This window comes from Novipirellula caenicola (assembly GCF_039545035.1).
Classification (GTDB): domain Bacteria; phylum Planctomycetota; class Planctomycetia; order Pirellulales; family Pirellulaceae; genus Novipirellula; species Novipirellula caenicola.
Genome location: NZ_BAABRO010000009.1, coordinates 207,536 through 226,307 on the forward strand (window position 1 = coordinate 207,536; position 18,772 = coordinate 226,307).

An 18,772-nucleotide genomic window follows, 5' to 3' on the forward strand; every position below is an offset into this window, starting at 1 on the left:
ACGTGTCTCTCAACGCTCGGCTTTCGAGTAAGCGGCGAGAGAATGTTGTCCGGCTTGCAAACTTCTACAGGCGTTGCACTGAAACCCTTCAATGGATGTCGAAAAACGGTTCGGAACTCTATATATTATAATCGACTCGCCCTCCGATGAGCGTGACAAATATCCCACATTCCCCGTGGCGATCACTTGTTGCCTTGATTTGCTCGTGGATCCCACCGATCATGGGAAAGGTCACGCGGAACGCACGATACGCTGGCTCGATCCCGTGCTAGGTCACGTGCAATGTAACAAACGGCTCCTTCATGACTGCGCTTACCCCGACACGTCTCCACGACACCACTGGATCGACCGATCGCACCGTAGCAGCCAATGCAGCGGCGGCGGTTTCCTTCTATTGCCGTTGGACGGCTGGCGTGCAGGTGTTTCGCGTCATTCAGGTGGTTCCTACGATGGTCGCCGCGATGGGCTTTGCGTTCGTCTTGTCTTTCGTTTCGCCCTGTGTGGCGGAGACCGATGATGGTAGCGCGGATCCGGCCGTGCTCCGGGCCGACGCCGAGAAGACATTCAAAACAAAGGTCGGGCCTTTCGTCAACAAGTACTGCATCAGTTGCCATGGCCCCCGACCCGAGGCGGGCATCAATCTTCAGTCGGCGCTGAAGAGTCCCGGCGGCGCGTCCTCGTCGCTGCATTGGAAGAAGGCGGTCGCGAATGTCAAAGTGCACGACATGCCGCCCGACTATGCGGACGAGATCCCAACCGATGAAGAACGCCGCCAATTCATCACGTGGATCGGCAAGCTCAAGTACCTGGCCCCGCGCGACCCGGGCGCTTTCGTGATCCGTCGTCTGAGCAAGGTGGAGTTCGGCAACACGCTGCGCGACCTGTACGGCGTGAATCCTGCGATCGCCGACAGCCTTCCCGAGGAGGTCGTCGGGGAGGGGTATCTCAACTCGATCTCACCGCTGCAGTCGGAGTTGTTTCTCGACATCGCCAACAAGGTCGTCGAACAAGTCGTGGCGCCGGATGGCCAGCCGCCGACCGAAGTACAGAAACGCCTGTTCGGAGACGCGCCTCCCAAGGCCGCCGAATATCGCGTGGCGGCCCGTCAAGTCGCGCGCTCTCTGGCTCGCGATGCTTACCGTCGGCCTCCCAGCGAGGCAGAGTTGGATGTCTTGGTAAGCGTCTTCGACCTCGGCCGCGAGAACAAGCTTGGTTACACCGCGTCGTTGGGGCTGATGTGGAAGGCGGTTCTCGTTTCTCCGCAGTTCCTCTTCATCACGCCAGCCGAGGAAGTCGACTCGAAGGACGCGATCGTGCCGCTGGACGACTATCAATTGGCCGCTCGTCTTTCCTATCTATTGTGGTCGGCGCCGCCCGACGCCGAATTGTCGGCACTCGCGGACCAGGGCAAACTCCACGAGCCCGAAGTGCTGCGTGCCCAGGTGGAGCGGCTGCTGGAGCACGACCGATCGCGGGCGCTGTTCGACGGCTTCGGCGCCCAGTGGCTGGGCGTAAGTGGGCTCCAGAGCCAGTCGTTTGACCCGGACGTTTTCCCACAAATGACCGCCACTTTACGCACCGCGATGCTGGACGAAGCCCGGCTGTTTTTCCAGAGCATCGTGCGTGAGAACCAGAGCGTGTTGCGGTTTGTGGACAGCGACTACACCTTCGTCAATGAGCCGCTCGCCGAGTTGTACGGGCTTGAGCAATCCGTTCAAGGTTCCGCGATGCGGCGGGTCACGCTGGAGAACCCTAACCGGGGCGGCATCCTCGGCATGCCGGCCACCCTGGCGACCACGTCGATGCCAAACCGGACCAGCCCCGTTCGGCGCGGTGTTTGGGTCCTCGAGCAGGTGCTGGGAGAACGCGTCCCGCCGCCTCCGCCGGACGTCCCCGAACTCGAAGATCAGCCGCAAAAAAGCATGGAGGGTTTGACGCTGCGTCAGCGGACGCAGTTACACCAGTCCGAACCCGCTTGCGCCAATTGTCACAAGATTTTCGACCCGATCGGCTTCGGTTTGGAGAATTTCGACGCTATCGGCCGCTGGCGTGATAAGGATGACTCGGGCGTCGAGATCGACTCAGCCGGAAAGCTTCCCGGTGGAGAAAGCTTCTCCACGCCAGCGGAGCTGAAGGCGCTCCTGGCCAAGCGAAAGAACGATCTGGCTCGAAATCTGACCGAAAGGTTGATGGCCTACGCACTGGGGCGACAGCTGGAAGGTTATGATGAAGTCGTGATCGACCAGCTGATGATCAAAATTGCCCCGGACGATTACCGCATGCGGACGATAATCACTGAGGTTATCACCAGTTACTTGTTCACACACCGGAAAGTCGAAGGATGAATCGCACTGACAACCGTTCTCGTGTTGATCGTCGCACGTTGCTAAAAGGCGCCGGCGTTTCGCTCGCGTTACCGCTGATGGAATCCCTGGGCTGGAATTCACCGAGCTGGGCCGCCGGTGGCAGTGTCGCTAAGCCGCCGGTGCGACTCGGGTTCATGTATATGCCACACGGCGTGATCATGGACGAGTTCTGGCCGAAAAGTCCGGAGGCTTACCGTGATTCGCCGCCGCCGGCGATCGAATCACTGCGTCCGATCCTGGATCAGTGCTTGATGATGAAGGGGATTTCCGGCGTGCCTATCGAGCCGTTCGGTGGCGCGCCGCATGCGTTAGAGTTGTCGACCTGGCTCACCGCTACTCTTCCGGACGCGGACACACGCAGCCGTGTCAACATCGCGATCTCGGCCGACCAGATCATGGCCAACTACGTGGGGGCTCACACATTGCTGCCCTCGCTCGAGTTGGCAACCATGCCGCAGACATGGAAGGAGAACCAGGCCGGCCTGCACGAGGCCTACTACTCGCACTGCAGCTACCGCTCGCCCACGCAGCCCGTCCCCGCCGAGATCGATCCCCGCAACGTCTTGAACAGGCTGTTTGGCAAGAAGGGGCAGGCCAGTCGAGTCACGAAGGCAAACACTCTCGACCGGCAAATGCTCGACCGTGTGTTGGGCGGCGCGCGGGACCTACGCCGGACACTGGCCCCAACCGACCAGCAAAAACTGGATGAGTATCTCGACAGCGTGCGGGCGGTCGAGCGTCGCATTGTCGCGATCGAGCATCGCCAACAGGAGGCGGCCCTAGAGAAGGCGGGCGTCCGCTCGACCAAGCGTCACGCCAGCGATTCGCCGCCAATCGAGGTCAAGATTCCCGAGGGTGACAAACGCAGCGAATACATGCAGGTGATGTGCGACCTGACCGTCCTGGCCTTTCAGACGGACACCACACGCGTCAGTACGTACATCGGGTCCACGCCCAACGGCGTGTCTTATCCCGAATTGGGCTTTACGGACAAGCACCACTCGCAGACGCACCACGAGAATCGAAAAGAGATGGTCCGAAAGGTGGCAGCGATCACGAAGTTCAACATCGATCAGTTTGCCTACATGGTGAGAAAGATGGCCAGCCTGCGCGAGGGTGACGGCACGCTGCTGGACAACTGCATCATGATGTGGGGCTCGGGGCTGGAAGACGGCAACAAGCACCGACGCGAGAACTTGCCATTCATCGTTGCGGGCAAGGGTGGCGGTTCGATCAAGACCGGGCGTTTCCTGACCGACGTCAAGGGTAACCAGGGCGACCTGCTCAAGACGCTGCTCGCGTGCGCCGGCGTGCCGCTGGACCGGCCAATCGGCATCGCGACCAAGCAGATCACCGAAATGATGGCCTGATCTTGCTTTAGCATCGTCTAATCTTGCTTTAGCAGCCGCAATGCTTCCAGGGAAAGCCCTGGGCTGCTAAATCTAACTTCATCAGTAACGAAGGGCCACGATTTCAATCGGCACGTTCTGGCAGAAATGACTCAGCGAATTCGAACACAGATCCATCCGGTTGCGTCGCGTGACTCGGTTTCAGGCTTTGCCAATCGTAGCCCACCAAACCCAAGCAATTAAAGCACCTTGCAACGGCAAGCGTGCGACGAGCATCCAGAATGGAATCGACGGAAACAGTTCGGCGTTGGTCATCATAAAAAGGTTTGCTGGAAAGACTGCGACCAACAATGCGATCAAGCCCCATCCCGCTGCACGCCGCAGTCGTGGTACCGCCACGCCAATCCCGCCGAGCACTTCAAAGAATCCTGAGACGTACACCAATGCCAACGGCCATGGCAGATAGTATGGCATGATCTTCAAGTAGGTCATCGGCGAGACAAAGTGATTGATGCCTGCCGCTACGAAAAAGACGGAAATCAGGCCGATGGAAATCCGTTTGCTCAGCGATGTATTCTGGCGTTCGATCATGGGAGCTGTTCGTTTTACTTCGCAATGCTGCGATAGGAAAGTGAAATGGCGAGCTTCGAGCTGTCAAACACGCCGCATGCGATCGTTGTTTCGCTCTTCCAAATGTAAGGACAAATTAACCATATCGATGATGATGATGCACTCGAGTCAAAACCCCTAGCCTATTCTTGTTGGCTGGGCACCTCTGTGTTGCGGGGGGCGGTCCTGCCACGCATTCTTCCCGATGCGATTGGCTTTGGTTTGCTGGCTGCGACTCAGTTTTCCACCGAGACGCCACGGTAGGTCATTTTGGGTTGCTTGCGTAAGAAGCGGCGAGCGATCTCGGGGAGGTCGTCTTCGTGCCCCAGCACAATCACGATGTCGCCCGGTTTTAACAGCAGCGTGGGCGATGGGTTGAGTTGCATCGTCCCATCGGCATGGCGAACGCCGACGATCAGAAAGCTGTGATTGCCGCGGATTTCCAGCTCGCTGAGTGGATGATTGGAAAGCTCGGAATCGGAGATGACTTCGAGCTCGTTGAACTGCAGTCCAATTCGCCGAAGATCCTCTAGCATCGTGCCTTGATCTTGAATCTGCTCCAAAATGCTTTCGGCCGTCGGTTGGGTGATCAGCTGAGCGACCTTTTGGGCACCGATCGCGGTAGGCAAGACGACTTGGTTTGCGCCGCATCCAAGCAGTTTCTTTTCGGTGCGTGGGTTTTCACCGCGAGCGATAATGCGGACGGCCGGATTCATCTCGCGTGCGGTGATCGTGACAAACACATTGGTGGCATCAAGCGATAAGACCGCAGCGACGTTGGTGGCTCGCTTGATTCCGGCTTGATCCAAGATGTCTTCTTCGGACGCATCGCCATGCAGGACCAGGTAGCCGCGATCTTCGGCAGCACGCAGTCGGTCCAGATCGGTGTCGATCGCGACAAACGGTTTGCCTGCGGCGTGTAGTTCTCGTGCCAGGATCGTGCCTAAGCGTCCCATCCCACAAATGATGGTGTGGTTGCTGAGTCGCTCGATTCCCTTGGTCATTCGTCTTGCTCCCATTGCTCGGTTCAGTTCGCCATCGATCAACATCTGCATGAATCCGCCGACGGTGTAGATTACCGCACCATAGCCGGCGACGATCACCATGATCGTCAGTGCACGCAGCGGCGGCGATTCGATCGGATGGACTTCGCCGTAACCGACGCCGAAGATCGTGATCACGACCATGTAAAGTGCATCGTCCAGATGCCAGCCGGCCGCCATGTAACCGGCGACGGCCACCAGGCAGATTAATAGAAACAACACGCCGCCGGTTAAGATGCGGCGCAGCGGTGGCGAGGCCGACAAATGCGACACCGCAGGCGGAGCGGGCGGTTTTGTCACCCGGTCGATGCTTCGTTGTGGATCCACGTTGGCTCACGTCTCCTTTGCCGGAGCGAGCTATGTCGAGCCAGCCGGAGGTGTCGCTTCCACTTGACGCAATTGCAACGAATCGACCACTTTGCCGTGGGCCAACACGTTGGTGATCACGACCAACCAGCTGCCGGGAGTGACCCAATCACTTTGCCGCAAGCGTTCGGTCGCATTGGCAATCGTGACGTCCGGGTCGTCGGAAAATTCCATCAGGAAAGGCTCGACGCCCCACAGCAACAACATTTGATTGAACGTGTCTTCGGCGTCGGTAAAGGCATAAATGGGAACGCCACGCGGCCGAAGCGATGCGAGCACATAAGCCAAGAAACCGCTGCGGGTAAAGACAACGATGCCGGCTTGGCCAAGCTCTTGTGCCAATAGGGCGGCCGAGCGAAGCATCTTGGCTTTGGGTTCTCGTAGCGTGATCAGCGAATTGAGCGAACGGCTGACCGTCGGTTCGATGCTGCGGATGATGTTCTTCATCACCTCGACCGATTCAAACGGGTAGGCTCCGGTGGTCGTTTCGCCTGATAACATCACCGCGTCGGCTTGTTCACGAACCGCGTTGCTGACGTCCGATACTTCCGCTCGCGTTGGCATCGGAGATTGGATCATCGATTCGAGCAGGTGCGTTGCGATGATCACCGGTTTGCCTTCGCTTTGACAAGCAGCGATCAACTGCGATTGGACCAACGGCAGCTTGTGGTAATCGATCTCGATCCCCAAGTCGCCACGCGCGATCATCAATCCATCCGACTCGCGGATGATCTCTTCCATGTTTTGCACACCCGCCTGGTCTTCGATCTTGGCCACGATCCGGGCGTTGGATCCGATCTCTTTTAGGTAAGCTTGCAAGGTGCGAATGTCCGCAGCGGTGCGAACAAACGAGAGTGCAACGAAGTCGATCCCGGCTTCGGCACCGGCCTGCAGGTCATGTTTGTCTTTCTCGGTCACGGCTGGCAAGTTGACATGAACGCCCGGCAGATTGATGTGCCGCCGTGACGTGAGCATGCCCGGCGTCTCGACTTCACAAAGAATGCCGTCGTCATCCTTGTCCATGATTCGCATGCGGATCAGTCCGCTGTCGATCAAAATCGTCGCACCCACTTTGACGTCGCGAGCAAGGTCGGGATAGTTGACCGAGACGCAAGGGCAATCCAGGTCGTCTGGAGCGGGATTCGACGAGGCTTGCAGTCGGATTCGGTTTCCGACAACCAGTTCGATCGGCTGTTCCACCACGCCGGTACGGATCTCAGGGCCTTTGACGTCCATCATCACCGCAACGTGACGACCGACCTTGTCCGAGGTCTGGCGAATTCGTTTGGTGACTTCGATCGCCCACTCGCCGGTGCCGTGGGCCATGTTCAGACGAAAGACATCGACACCTTGGTTGATCAGACGCGTTAAGCCCTCTTCGGACTGCGTCGCAGGGCCAAGCGTCGCGACAATCTTCGTGTGACGATAGTGAGTGTGCCGGTACCGACGCACCGTGTCAGAAATCAACGTATCGGGCATTTCAGATAACATGGGCATTTGGATTCAATAAGGATGAGAGTCCAGAATCTATAAGGTGGCTGCGACAATTGCGAGCGCGACTTGACAATGCCGGAATGACACACGCTGGACGCCGTTATCGGCTGAATAAACGGGAAAGTGATGATCGCGAATGCGCAGCGAATCGAAAAAGTTCGCTTCGCCTGCGAGTTTTGGACGCCATCGCGGTACAGTTCATTCGCTGGGGATGCGCGAGGTGACGGCCCTGCGGAGGGGTGTTTCCTGCAGATGCGCAGTCTGGTTTGCCTCGTTGTTTCTCTCTCGACGCGGCGCCCATCGGCGAGTTTTGTCCGGCGTGTGTCATCGCGATTGTTTCGGCTTTGTCGTTGGCAGCCAACCAACCGCCGGTGCTTGTATCACGCGGGTTGGTAATCGAAGTAATTTTTGCTTTTGATCACCTCGGCCACCGGTTCGGGGACCATCGTTTCCCATTCCGGATCACCATTTTTGATCATCCGCAGCACCTCGCGTGAGAAGATCTTTAGGCATTCGGGGTCGTAGTTTTCGACTGCGTTGATCTCGCCGCGGTCAAGCAGGTAGTGGTACAACTTGCTGAGTTCGGGTTTGACTTCGAGATTGTCACACGTGACCAGTTCGCCGGTCGCCGGATCCAACAGCGGGTAGCAGTAAATCTTCAAATCGTTCTTGAACAAACGTCCGAACGATTCAAGGATCCCGCCTTCCAAACTGGTGTAGTACTGTTCGTCAAAGAGTTCCAACAAGCTGCCGGCGCCCATCGTGATCGCGATACTTTCTCGGGTGTACCGCGATAGATAGGCAGCGAGACGAAAGTAGCGAAAGTAATCTGAAATCAGGACCGGCATGCCACAGGCCGCCATGACATCGGCGCGAGCGAGAAAGTCTCGCAAATCAATTTCGCCTTCGGCTTTCAAGTTATTCATGGTGATCTCCATCACCTGAGCCACTTCTTTGCCGGCGACGCTCGGCAGTTGAGAGAACTTTTCGTGCGCCCCGCGAAGCATGTCGAGATTGACGTTGCACACCGGGCGAAAGCTGCCGCGTTCCACCAGGATGGGCTTGCGATAAAAGAATTCCGATGGCTGTAGCACTTCGCCGCTGCTGGCAAACATCGCAGCGCCGCTCAAACCAAGTTCGACAAGTTTTAGACTCATCAATCGGTTGTCGACATGGCGGAACGCGATCCCCGAGAATTCGATCATGTCGATTTCGATCCGCGAAGTCGAAAGTCCATCAAGCAGCGAATCGACAAGCAGTTCGGGTTCATGGTGCAGCGCGAAGGCACCGTGCACAAGGTTCACGCCGACGATCCCGAGTGCTTCTTGCTGTAGCGCCGCCTCTTCGTCAAGCATCCGCACGTGGATGATGATTTGGCTATCGTCGTCGCGTGGATGAGCTTGGAATTTAATTCCCATCCAACCGTGACACTCGTTCGTGCCCTGAAAATTCCTCGCCGAGACCGTGTCGGCAAAGGCAAAGAAGGCGGTCGTGTCGCCTCGAACGTCACGCAGGCGATCGAGATTCAAGCGGTGTTCGTAATCGAGCATCGCTTGCAGTCGTTCGCGGCAAACGTAACGTGACGCGCGGCCATAGATCGCGTCGCTTACCTTCATGTCGTAGGCGGACATGCTTTTGGCGATCGTGCCGGCGCCGCCGCCGACGCGAAAGAACCAGCGTACCACTTCTTGGCCCGCCCCGATCTCGGCAAACGTGCCGTAGCGGCGAGGATCCAGATTCACATCAAGCGCCTTTTGATGTGTGTCCATCGTGCTCGATGTTTGTTTTTTCGAATTGAAGCGGTGCATGAATCGGTCGAACTGTGATGACAAGGGAAGAGCGTTTGCGATCGTGGCAAATCCGCTCCCCGAGGCGAAAGCTTCGCCATGGGGGCTTGGGGCGTTGCACGAGAATTCCGCAGCTTTGCTAAGCACAAACCATGCCGCCGAGGATTAAATGGCTCTGACGCTCCAAATCGGGGTCAAAACAGTGTTTACGATGTGCCGTGGTGCCAGCACTTGTGCTCATGGATTGTGCACTGGCTGCTTTGAATTGGTGCACATGGGGGGATTGTGCGAGGCGATGAGGACAGCAACGCGCGCTCACGCGAGGGCAGGGTTGTCCATTTTTAGCATTCGAGCAAACCACGTAAAACGCCAGCGGCGGAGGCGGTCGCCCCCAGTTTCGCATCAGTGATCCGGCATGATCCGAGCGACGAAATTTGGCGGGGGCACAAGGTTTGCGATGAAGCGGGGGCCAACATGGACAATGGCGGTGCTGCCGCAGTGCAGCAGGTTGTCCAAGCCCTTTTACTTTTCGTATTAAACAAGCCGGAATTTTAAGATGAGCACAACGCTGACTGCAGAGACAAAAAGCAATCCCCGTGGACCAGCGAGTAATGGATCTGCAGCGACCCCGCCCGGTTTGAGTCCGCGGCTTTCGGCGATCGCCGCCGTCACCGGTTACAAAACCACCACACCGGCGATGGATTTCTCGGAAACCCCGATGCAGGATTTGTTCTGCGCCAACGTCTTTAGCAAAAAGGTGATGCAAGAGCGGCTGCCCAAGCCGGTTTACAAGTCGTTGATGAAAACGATCGAATCCGGTGAAAAGCTCGATCCGACCGTCGCTGACGCCGTCGCGTCGGCCATGAAGGATTGGGCGCTCAGCAAAGGAGCGACTCACTATGCTCACGTCTTTTACCCGTTGACCGGCGCGACCGCTGAGAAGCACGACAGTTTTCTCTCGCCCGATGGCGAAGGGGGCTCGATCGCGGAATTTAGTGGCAGTCAGTTGATCCAAGGCGAACCGGATGGTTCGAGTTTTCCGACCGGTGGGATTCGGCAAACCTTTGAAGCGCGTGGCTATACGATTTGGGACGTGACCAGTCCAGCGTACATCTTAGAGAACCCTAACGGGACGACGCTGTGCATTCCCACCGCGTTTGTTTCGTGGACTGGGGAGGCGCTTGACAAGAAAACGCCGGTGTTGCGTTCGATGCAAGCGCTGAACAAACAGGCTCAGCGGATCCTGAAGTTGTTTGGTCACGAGGACGGTGCCTTTGTCGCTTCGACAGCCGGACCCGAACAAGAGTATTTTTTGATCGATCGACACTTCTATTTTGCTCGCCCCGACTTGGTCAACGCCGGGCGAACGTTGTTCGGTGCCAAGCCGCCGAAGGGCCAAGAGTTTGATGATCACTACTTTGGTGCGATTCCTGAACGCGTGTTGGCATTCATGCTCGAGAGCGAACGGGAACTGTTCAAGCTAGGGATTCCAGTCAAGACGCGGCACAACGAAGTCGCTCCGGGGCAGTATGAGATTGCTCCGATGTTTGAATCGGCAAACCTCGCGACAGACCACCAACAACTGCTGATGACGACGCTGAAGCGGTTGGCTGAAAAACATGGGATGACCTGTTTGATGCATGAGAAACCGTTTGCAGGGGTGAACGGTTCGGGCAAGCATGTGAATTGGTCGTTGGGAAGTCGGTCCCAGGGCAATCTATTGGACCCAGGCGACACGCCTCACGAAAACGCCCAGTTTTTGGTGTTTTGTGCCGCGGTGATCCGTGCGGTTTACAAGTACCAAGGGTTGCTGCGAGCGGTAGTGGCGACCGCCAGCAACGATCATCGGCTGGGTGCCAACGAGGCTCCGCCGGCGATCATGTCGGTGTTCCTGGGGGACCAATTGACCGACGTGTTTGAGCAAATCAAGGCGGGCGGCGCGAATTCGTCGATCGCAAAAGGGACGTTGACGGTAGGGGTGGACGTGTTGCCGCCGCTTCCCAAAGACGCCGGGGATCGGAACCGCACCAGTCCGTTTGCGTTTACCGGGAATCGTTTCGAATTCCGAGCCGTGGGATCGAACCAATCGATCGCTGGTCCGTTGGTGGCGATGAACACCATCGTTGCCGAGTCGGTCGATTACTGCGCGACCCAATTGGAAGCGGCGACCGACGGGACGCCTGAATCGCTACACAGTGCGATCCAAGTGTTGTTGACGGAGATCATGAACGAGTGTTCTTCGGTCGTCTTCAACGGCGACGGCTACTCGGATGAGTGGCATACCGAGGCGGCCAAGTTGGGGCTGTTGAACATGAAATCGACGCCGGATGCGTTGCCGTACTTGCAAGCCCCCGAAGTCGCTGAGTTGTTCCAAAAGTACGGTGTGTTGTCAGGACGAGAATTGGAAAGTCGACTTGAGACCTATCTCGAGCAGTACTGCATGTCGATCAGCGTCGAAGCCAAGTTGACGTACAGCATGGCTAAAACGATGATCTTTCCCGCTGCGATTCGTTACCAAAATGAATTGGCTGCGACCTGCACCAATTTGAAGTTGTTGGGCTATGATTTTGACACCGACACGCTCGATGAGATGACGTCGCTGGTGAAGCAATTGCAGGACAACATCACGCTGCTGCAGAAGAAGATGGATGATGCGGTCGGCGGTGGTCTGATAGAACACGCCAAGCATTTCGGCGAGGTGGTGTTGCCAGCGATGAACGCGGTGCGTGAGGTAGCCGACGAGCTCGAGGGGATCGTCGCGGACGATATCTGGCCGCTGCCGAAGTACCAAGAGATGCTGTTCATCAAGTAGCAGAACGTCGCATCGATGTGTCACGTCGACACGTCGCGTCAAAACGTCGCGAAACTCGCCAGGAGTTTCGGGGATGGTGTGTGGGATTTTGTGGTAGCTACCTTCGCCAGAAGGTGGTGACTCGCATCTGCGTGGCAACTGTCCGCGCTCTGGCAAGCGTGGCGACAAAACGTCAGAACGGGCGATTCCAGGCCGTGACAGGCTGGAAGCCTATCCCACATTTAGCCTAGCCAGAATGCGACGGCGGTGGCGACGTCGTCGTGTTCGAGTGCTTCGTGGGCCAGCAATTCGTCGGCGACTGCGGCGATCGCCGCCCACCACTGGTCGTCTGCCATGCGGCGATACAGCCGAGCGATGATCTGTTCAAGGAAACGGATTTGTTCGGCGGGATGCGAGAACAGTCCGACCGATCGCTCGCATGCTTGTTGCCAATCGCCTTGCCATGGCCCGAAATGGGCCGGATGCAGTCGCTCGCCCCGATAGATCATTTCGGCCACGGGCCCAGCTAAAATGGTCATCAATTCGCGTTGGCGTTGCCAATCGCAGCCGGCATCGACTTTTCCCCAATTGACCAAACAATCGCCAAAACGGCGGGGTAAGTCGTCGTCGATCATGCTATCAAGCCGCACTTCGTCAATTTGGGCTCCGAGCAGGTAGCCGACGACCACATGGCCTGCTTCGTGATAGGCGGTCAGCGTTTCGTCATCGTTCAATTTTGGCTTCCTTGTGATAAACTGCGGCGGTCCGCCCCCATTATCTTTGTTTGGGACGTTCCTGCGTTGCCGGATCGATCCTGCGAAGGGCACCATCATTACGCGATTGAGACAACCATGAAAGCGTTATTGCTAACCGAATATAAAGAGATGCAAGTCACCGACGTTGATGCTCCGGAAGTGGGGGCCGACGATGTTTTGGTTCAGGTCGAAGCGTGCGGCATCTGTGGCAGCGATATTCATGGCTATGACGGCAGCACGGGGCGTCGTATTCCGCCGTTGGTGATGGGGCACGAGGCAGCTGGGATCGTGATCGCCACGGGAGAAAACATAACCGATTTGCCGGAGGGGACGCGAGTCACGTTCGATTCGATGGTGTCGTGTGGCAAGTGTCATTTCTGCCGTCAAGGCGATGGCAATCTTTGTGATCACCGCATGGTGCTGGGCGTTTCTTGTGGCGAATACCGTCGTCATGGTGCGTTCGCCGAACAGATCAGCGTGCCTCGCCGGATCGTTTACACATTGCCCGAGACGTTGCCGTTTGAGCATGCGGCGCTGGTCGAAGCGGTTTCGGTGGCGGTGCATGCCGCCAACGTCACCCAAATCACGTTGGGCGACACCGCCGTCGTGGTGGGTGCGGGGATGATCGGGTTGTTGACAATTCAAGCGGTTCGCGCGGCCGGTGCGACGCAGGTGATCGCGGTCGATTTGAACGACAAACGTTTGGCGGTCGCCAAAGAGCTTGGTGCCGACGTCGTTCTGCGGGGTGATCAAGTCGACGTGCCTGCAGAGGTTCGCAAATTGACCGAAGGCCGCGGAGCCGATGTGGCACTGGAAGTCGTCGGCGCGACGCCCACGATCAACACGGCGATTGAATCGGTCCGCAAAGGCGGCAGCGTGACTTTGGTCGGCAACGTGTCGCCCAAGATTGAATTGCCTCTGCAATCGGTCGTGACACGCGAAATCACGCTGCGAGGCACGTGCGGTTGTAATGGAGAGTATCCGCAGTGCATCGATCTGATGAACCGCGGCATCATCAAGGTCGAGCCACTGATTACCGCTAAAATTTCATTAGATGATGCGCCGCAGTGGTTCGAGCGACTGTACGCAGGGGACCCCGATCAAATGAAAGTCGTCGTTCAGCCCCAGAAAATCGTTCAGCCCCAGAAAAGTTGAGGTGGCTGCTAGGAAAGTAGCCGATAGGGTTGGTAGTGCCTGGACACTGCGATTTGGAATAGAATGAGACTATGATTAGCGAACCCACCATCATCTTGTCAGGCACCGATCCGGACCTTCCTCAGAACGTGCCGCTCGGGATTGCCCGTTACAACAACCTTCGTGAGATGGCGCGTGGCGGCAGCGCGGTATTGCGATCCGGGTTCGATTGCGTCACCGGACGTACCGTGGCGATCAAGTCATTGTTGCCCGAAACGCGGCATGATCGGCGCGAGCAACGACGCCTGCTTCGTGAGGCGCGGGTGACCGCGCAATTGCAGCATCCCAACACGGTGCCGGTTTATGACATCGGCAACGACGAAACCGAAGGGATGTACTTTGTCATGAAGCGGATTTCGGGAGAGAATTTTTTCGAGATCTTAAAGCGAATCGCTCGCGGTGATGAAGCCACCATTGCGGCGTTTCCCACGGCGACTCGCTTAGAGATTGTCGCCAGCGCGTGCCAGGCACTCGCCTATTCGCACGCCCGTGGGGTGATTCACCGCGACTTCAAGCCCGAAAACATTTGGGTGGGTAATTTCGGCGAAGTGATTTTGTTGGACTGGGGAGTCGCCAAAGTGTGGGGGCACGCCGATGACAATGAACCGATCAACCGCAGTGTGTTGAAGCCCCGCGAATCCGACGGCGAGCAGTTGAAAACGTTGACCGGTGGTGGCCAGCGACCGGGAACACCGCTGTACATGTCACCCGAGCAGGTGGACGGCAATCGAGGGATCGATGAACGCACCGATATCTTTAGCGCAGGCGTGGTGCTGTATGAAATGTTGGCGCTGCGTGAGCCGTTTCGCGGAGCGGATATCAACGAGACGTTTGACAACATCAAGCACAAAGAGGTGCCGCCGCCCAGCGAGCGATCGCCCGAACGTGATATCCCCAAAGGGGCCGACGACGTCGTGATGCGAGCGATTCAGAAACGACCGAGCCAACGCTTTCAATCGATGCGAGAATTCATTGATGCCGTGCGAGCGATCCATTGCTAAGCGTGTGGGATAGGCTTCCAGCCTGTCATTGAGAACACTGCTTTCTCAGCGTAGCGAAAGTCGCCAAGACTTTCGGCTTTTCGGTTCAGGAAACGAAACTCTTGACGGCTTGTTGATTTAATGAAGTTTCCTTCGGCAAGGGGTGTAGGATGGACTTTCTAGTCCGTCAATGACGTATTCGACGGGCTAGGAAGTCCATCGTACGACTAAATCAACAAGCCGTTGGCGAGTTTCGCTACCTTGTATGTCGCAGCCTTCCTTATCTATCGTGGGCATATAAACGTGTTCTTGATGACAGACGGGAACCCTATCTCACACTTTTCAAACAACTAGGAACGACAACTCGATGTGTGGGATTACTGGGGCAGTTTGGCTGGACGCGAAGATGGCGGTCGATGCGTCGCTGCTGAACAAGATGACCGACTCGATCGCGCATCGTGGTCCCGACGATTCACAGACGTGGATCGATACGGATCATCACGATGCCTATGGGAATCGAGTGGGCGTTGGGTTGGGGTTTCGCCGGCTGAGCATCATCGATCTCGAGGGGGCTCGCCAACCGATGGCCAACGAGGACGGCAGCGTCCGCATGGTGTTCAACGGCGAGATTTTCAATTTCAAAACGCTTCGCCGTCGGCTCGAAGGAACCGGGCACACCTTTGCCACGCACGGCGATGGCGAGCCGGTGCTGCATCTGTACGAGGATGTCGGAACCGATTGTTTTTCGCAGCTCAATGGCATGTTTGCGATCGCAATTTGGGATGCCAAGCGGAATCGACTGGTGCTGGCTCGCGACCGGATCGGGCAAAAACCGCTGTACTATGCACTGAAAAACAATCGGCTGGTTTTCGGCAGCGAACTGAAGTGCTTGGTGGCGGCCGGAGGCGTCTGCGACGAGATTGACCCCGCGGCGATCGACGAATTTTTGACCTACCAATACATCCCGCCGCCGGGCACGATTTGGAAGGGTGTGCGAAAGTTGCCGCCAGGTCATTTTGCGGTGTTTGAAAATGGCCAAGTTCGTGTCGAGCGATATTGGAACTATGACCCGTCGATCGAAATCCCGATTTCACACGCCGACGCCTGCGATCGATTGCGAGAATTGTTGACTGATTCGGTCCGTTTGCGGATGCAAAGCGATGTGCCGCTTGGAGCCTTTTTGTCCGGCGGTATCGATTCATCGTTGATCACCGCGATCGCTCAATCGCTTTCGGATCAGCCGATCAAAACGTTTAGCATCGGATTCCCGGTCGCGGATTTTGACGAAACCGCCTACGCCGCCCAAGTCGCCAAGCATCTCGGGACCGATCATCAACGGTTCGAAGTGACACCGCACGGCGTTGACGTGATCGACAAGTTGGTCTGGCACTACGACGAACCGTTTGGCGATTCGTCGGCGGTTCCAACATGGTATTTGTCCGAATTGACACGCAAACAGGTGACGGTGGCGTTGTCGGGCGACGGCGGTGACGAACTGTTTGCCGGTTACGAGCGATATCGTGCGTTATGGCTCAGCAGTAAACTGCAGAAGATGTTCCCGCTGCATCAAGTGCCGGGGATCGGTTTGGTCCAACGGTTGCCGGATTCCGAGAAACGTCGGTCGGTGGTGCGGCGGGCCAAGCGGTTTCTCGAGGCGCTTGGGCAACCGACGGCGCGGCGTTATTTGAATTGGCTGCAGATTTTTCCTGAATCGCTCCGCGCGTCGTTGTACAGCGACGATTTTGTTGAGCGTTTGCCGGGTGACGATCCGTTTGAGTTTCTCGATGCCGCCTGGGATCGATCCAAGGGACGCGATGTTGTTTCGCGGGCTTCGGCAAGCGACGTGCTGACCTACCTGCCATGCGATTTGTGTACCAAGGTCGACATCGCATCGATGGGCAATGCCTTGGAAGTGCGTCAGCCGTTATTGGATTACCGCGTGGTTGAATTTGCTGCGACGCTGCCGGTGCGATATAAATTTCGGGGTGGTCGAGGCAAGTTGATTTTGCAGGACACGTTTGGTTCGATGATTCCTTCGTCGATTTTCACGCGGAAAAAGATGGGGTTTGGGATTCCGATCGCGAACTGGTTTCGCGATGAACTAAAGCCGATGGTTCATGAAACGCTGTTGGCCGAGGATGCGAAGATTCAGCCGTTTTTGCGTCGGGATCGCGTTGCCGAACTGGTGCGATCTCACGAGCAAAACGAGCAGAATCACGGCTATCGGTTGTGGAATTTGTTGATCCTTGAAAAGTGGCTGCGGCGTTGGACCTAACCGCCGAGGTTCGGCGTATCCACCGTAGCCTGCCGTAAAGGGGGCTTCTACGGCATGATGCGACTGCGTTGCAATCGAAATCGGCAACGGTGACTATCATCTCGGAGTATTCGCTATAGAATCATGAGAACCAGAATGGCGGAACTGGTAAGATGCGGATTCAATGAGTGCGTCGATCATGGATCGGACTGACACTAGAGCTCCCTCTTCAGGAAACCGTTGCTTTTCAAATGGCCTCACAATCTCAAAGCCAGACTCAGTCGATCGCCTCACCCAAGTTGTCGGGATATCAAACCGACGGATTTTTTGACGAATTAGTCGACGAAAAAACGGTCGCCCGGCCGGACGCGGAACTGTTGATTGATCGGATCAACAAGTTGCCCGCCGAAGAATTGTTGCGTCGTCAAAAGGCGATCGAACGCGCCCTCTATCAGATGGGAATCACGTTTACCGTCTACAGCGATGCGGCAGGGACGGAAAAGATCATGCCCTTTGATATCGTGCCGCGGATCGTCTCGACGATGCTGTGGCATCATATTGAAGCGGGGCTGAAACAGCGCATCAAAGCGTTGAATCTATTTCTCGGCGATATCTATAACGAGCAGCAGATCGTCAAGGACGGTGTGATCCCGAGCGACTTGATCGAATCGGCATCGACGTTCTTGCCGCAATGTGTTGGATTGAAGCCGCCTCGCAATGTTTGGTGTCACGTCACCGGGACCGACCTTGTCCGTGACAACACCGGCGCGGTTTATGTGCTCGAAGACAATCTGCGGTGTCCCTCGGGCGTTTCCTACGTGTTGCAAAATCGGCACGTGATGAAAAAGAACTTTCCCCAAGTGTTCAGCGCTTCGCGAGTCCGTCCGGTACGTGACTATCCGGCTCGCCTGTATCAGATGTTGCGAGGCATGGCACGCGAGGACATCAATGATCCGACCGTGGCCGTGTTGACGCCCGGTGTGTTCAACAGCGCCTATTACGAACACTCGTACTTGGCCCAACAAATGGGGGTCGAGCTTGTCGAAGGCCGCGACTTGGTGGTGGAAAAAGACGTGGTTTATATGCGGACCACCGACGGGCTGCAGCGAGTCGATGTATTGTACCGACGTGTCGACGACATCTTTCTTGATCCCGAAGTGTTCCGCCCCGATTCGATGCTCGGTGTGAAGGGGTTGATGAGCGCTTATCGAGCTGGCAACGTGGCTTTGGCTAACGCGCCGGGGACGGGGATTGCCGACGATAAAGTCGTCTACGCCTTTGTCCCCGATATGATTCGCTACTACCTAAACGAAGAAGCCATTCTGGCCAATGTGCCAACCTATGTCTGCTCGCGAGCCGAGGACCGCAAGTACGTGCTTGCTCATTTGGATGAACTGGTGGTCAAAGCGGCCAACGAATCGGGAGGTTATGGGATTTTGATCGGGCCTCATGCGACTCAGAAAGAGCGAGCGGAGTTTGCTGAGAAAATTAGCGAAAACCCACGCAACTTCGTTGCCCAGCCGACATTGCAGTTGTCTCGAATGCCCACGCTTGCCGATGGCAAGATGGAGGGGCGGCATGTCGATTTGCGTCCCTACATCCTGTGCAATAGCGAAGATGACGTGTGGGTGATGCCCGGTGGATTGACCCGTGTGGCCTTGCGGAAAGGGTCGCTGGTGGTGAATTCATCTCAAGGCGGCGGCAGCAAAGACACCTGGGTTGTCGCCGATCCGGGGCAATCCGTTGCCATTGATGAACTCAGTTAGCAACCGTCCTGTTGTTTC

General features: G+C 56.8%; 12 protein-coding genes. 7 read left to right on the top strand and 5 right to left on the bottom strand.

Annotated elements, in window-relative coordinates:
• The first annotated feature begins 302 nt into the window (after positions 1 to 302).
• Both ABEA92_RS17985 and ABEA92_RS17990 read left to right on the top strand, forming a co-directional pair.
• Positions 303 to 2,345 carry a DUF1592 domain-containing protein gene (locus ABEA92_RS17985; protein WP_345685229.1) on the top strand — a complete coding sequence of 681 codons (2,043 nt, stop codon included), beginning with the start codon at positions 303 to 305 and terminating at the stop codon, positions 2,343 to 2,345.
• Positions 2,342 to 3,736, top strand: coding sequence for a DUF1552 domain-containing protein (locus tag ABEA92_RS17990; protein ID WP_345685230.1), 1,395 nt, complete (start codon positions 2,342 to 2,344; stop codon positions 3,734 to 3,736). Before ABEA92_RS17985 ends, ABEA92_RS17990 begins: the two co-directional genes overlap by 4 nt.
• 180 nt (positions 3,737 to 3,916) lie before the next feature.
• On the opposite strand, the gene ABEA92_RS17995 is transcribed toward ABEA92_RS17990, so the two are convergent.
• From ABEA92_RS17995 to ABEA92_RS18010, 4 genes are all read right to left on the bottom strand, one after another.
• On the bottom strand, positions 3,917 to 4,306 hold the full coding sequence (locus ABEA92_RS17995) for a DoxX family protein (protein WP_345685231.1): 390 nt from the start codon (positions 4,304 to 4,306) through the stop codon (positions 3,917 to 3,919).
• Positions 4,307 to 4,560: 254 nt separating this feature from the next.
• A complete protein-coding gene (locus ABEA92_RS18000) occupies positions 4,561 to 5,667 on the bottom strand; it encodes a potassium channel family protein (RefSeq protein WP_345685232.1) in 1,107 nt (368 codons plus the stop codon).
• Between the two features lie 57 nt (positions 5,668 to 5,724).
• Complete coding sequence (gene pyk / locus ABEA92_RS18005; protein WP_345685233.1) at positions 5,725 to 7,230, bottom strand: pyruvate kinase; 1,506 nt, start codon at positions 7,228 to 7,230, stop codon at positions 5,725 to 5,727.
• A 377-nt stretch (positions 7,231 to 7,607) separates the two neighbouring features.
• Positions 7,608 to 8,996: a TonB-dependent receptor gene (locus ABEA92_RS18010; protein ID WP_345685234.1), complete on the bottom strand. Its 1,389-nt coding sequence runs from the start codon at positions 8,994 to 8,996 to the stop codon at positions 7,608 to 7,610.
• A gap of 715 nt (positions 8,997 to 9,711) precedes the next feature.
• On the opposite strand from ABEA92_RS18010, the gene ABEA92_RS18015 reads away from it, so the two are divergent.
• Positions 9,712 to 11,826, top strand: coding sequence for a glutamine synthetase III family protein (locus ABEA92_RS18015; RefSeq protein WP_345685300.1), 2,115 nt, complete (start codon positions 9,712 to 9,714; stop codon positions 11,824 to 11,826).
• Between the two features lie 221 nt (positions 11,827 to 12,047).
• Here ABEA92_RS18015 and ABEA92_RS18020 read toward each other — a convergent pair whose 3' ends face one another.
• Positions 12,048 to 12,539: a cell division protein FtsH gene (locus ABEA92_RS18020; protein WP_345685235.1), complete on the bottom strand. Its 492-nt coding sequence runs from the start codon at positions 12,537 to 12,539 to the stop codon at positions 12,048 to 12,050.
• A 117-nt stretch (positions 12,540 to 12,656) separates the two neighbouring features.
• Here ABEA92_RS18020 and ABEA92_RS18025 point away from each other — a divergent pair, with 117 nt between their 5' ends.
• The 4 genes from ABEA92_RS18025 (at position 12,657) to ABEA92_RS18040 (ending at position 18,754) form a co-directional block, all read left to right on the top strand.
• Positions 12,657 to 13,715: a galactitol-1-phosphate 5-dehydrogenase gene (locus ABEA92_RS18025; RefSeq protein ID WP_345685236.1), complete on the top strand. Its 1,059-nt coding sequence runs from the start codon at positions 12,657 to 12,659 to the stop codon at positions 13,713 to 13,715.
• Between the two features lie 71 nt (positions 13,716 to 13,786).
• Positions 13,787 to 14,755 carry a serine/threonine-protein kinase gene (locus ABEA92_RS18030; protein WP_345685237.1) on the top strand — a complete coding sequence of 323 codons (969 nt, stop codon included), beginning with the start codon at positions 13,787 to 13,789 and terminating at the stop codon, positions 14,753 to 14,755.
• A 346-nt stretch (positions 14,756 to 15,101) separates the two neighbouring features.
• Positions 15,102 to 17,009 carry an asparagine synthase (glutamine-hydrolyzing) gene (asnB, locus tag ABEA92_RS18035; RefSeq protein ID WP_345685238.1) on the top strand — a complete coding sequence of 636 codons (1,908 nt, stop codon included), beginning with the start codon at positions 15,102 to 15,104 and terminating at the stop codon, positions 17,007 to 17,009.
• Between the two features lie 230 nt (positions 17,010 to 17,239).
• Positions 17,240 to 18,754: a circularly permuted type 2 ATP-grasp protein gene (locus ABEA92_RS18040; RefSeq protein WP_345685239.1), complete on the top strand. Its 1,515-nt coding sequence runs from the start codon at positions 17,240 to 17,242 to the stop codon at positions 18,752 to 18,754.
• Positions 18,755 to 18,772: the final 18 nt, after the last annotated feature.